The organism is Bartonella sp. AD328YNZD (assembly GCF_042196425.1).
The window spans coordinates 1-1,311 of sequence record NZ_JBHIQG010000031.1 but is presented as its reverse complement, the minus strand read 5'-3'; the positions used below and the strand labels follow the sequence as shown (position 1 = coordinate 1,311).

Annotated in this window: 1 protein-coding gene and 1 pseudogene; one reads left to right on the top strand and one right to left on the bottom strand. The window is 40.0% G+C overall.

Going from position 1 to position 1,311, the window contains the following annotated elements; all coding sequences use genetic code 11:
* Positions 1 to 192 (bottom strand): annotated as a pseudogene (locus tag ACFIO3_RS02850) (hypothetical protein); the annotation flags it as partial.
* Positions 193 to 987: 795 nt separating this feature from the next.
* Between ACFIO3_RS02850 and ACFIO3_RS02845 the strand changes: the two are divergent.
* Positions 988 to 1,311, top strand: a 324-nt coding sequence (locus tag ACFIO3_RS02845; RefSeq protein ID WP_375704088.1) for a helix-turn-helix domain-containing protein, incomplete at its 3' end; no start/stop codon positions are given.

Sequence of the window (1,311 nt, the reverse complement as noted above, 5' to 3'; positions counted from 1 at the left end):
CAGCGAAAAAAAAGGAACAGGATTATTCAACGCATGATATTGAAGATAAGACACCAGCCCATCCTCACCATAGTGATATCCAGCCTGCTCAGCGGCTGTCAAAAGAGCTTCATTAAATCGCTTTGTTGTTTTATTCAAAGTTGTTTTTTTACGCCCTTTTCGACGTAAGGGAAGACAATGTTCATCTACCATCATCATGTTCCTTCCAACTAAAGAAAAACCAATACTTCAAACACAAAAAATGACATGAAAATCAGCAACAAAATTTAACAAGCCATCAACAATAAAAAATGAGACCACACCCTAAAAGACAAGAACCCACATAAAGCCCAAATCCTCCGCATAATTTTACAGATACACGTTTTTACGCTTTTCCATCTTTACAGAAAAAAACCAAATGAAACGCCCACATCACCACCCCGCTCTGCTCTATAAACACGGATTTGTCAACAACTCAGCTTCTCACTCTAACGGATTCCCCTGCTGATTATTTCATATGGCTATCTCACACTTCAAAGAATGGTGTTTCATCAAACACGCCAGATAAACTCTGATCTACAATTCGACTTCAAAAAGCAAATTTTCCTCTGCTAAATAAAGCTTCCACCCCGCACCGGTTTTAAACTATAATCCAACCTCTTACCCAATAAATTCCCCTACTAACATCAGATTACCGCCCCCAAACATCCCTATTTTACAGTATAACCGTACAGCAAACATTTTAATTGTTCTTGCCAATCTTCCGAAACTACTTTACTGATAGGCTTGTGTTTTTGATCGTCCACGCAACGGTCAAATAGGGAGTTGAAAACCCGAACGCTCGGTACATAAATTTATCCCGCTTTGCGGATATCCCGGAATTCCGGGAGTTTTTGCTATGTCCAAGTGCTTTTCAGCACTAAAAGCAAAAAGCTGATCCGAGTGTCAGTATTTTCAACCTCCCGGAATACTCATGCGAGGGCGCTCGCAACCGGAGGGGAGCTTGAAGTGCAAACTAAAAATTCACATTTCAATGATATTTCAATAGGCAAAAGAATCCGTCACAGACGCATTTCAATGGGGCTTTCTCAAAAGGAATTAGGAAGCCATTTAGGTGTCAGTTTCCAACAAATCCAGAAATACGAAAAAGGTTTAAATCGTGTAAGCGCGGGGTGTTTGCTCGAAATTGCCAAAAAACTAGAGGTTCCTATGAACTTTTTTTATGCGGACCTTTTAACAGCAGATATTCCCACAAAGGAAAATCTCTCACACCACGATCAAGACACCTATAGCGAAAAAGAACACGCCCTTTTAAAAAACTTTAGAGAACTC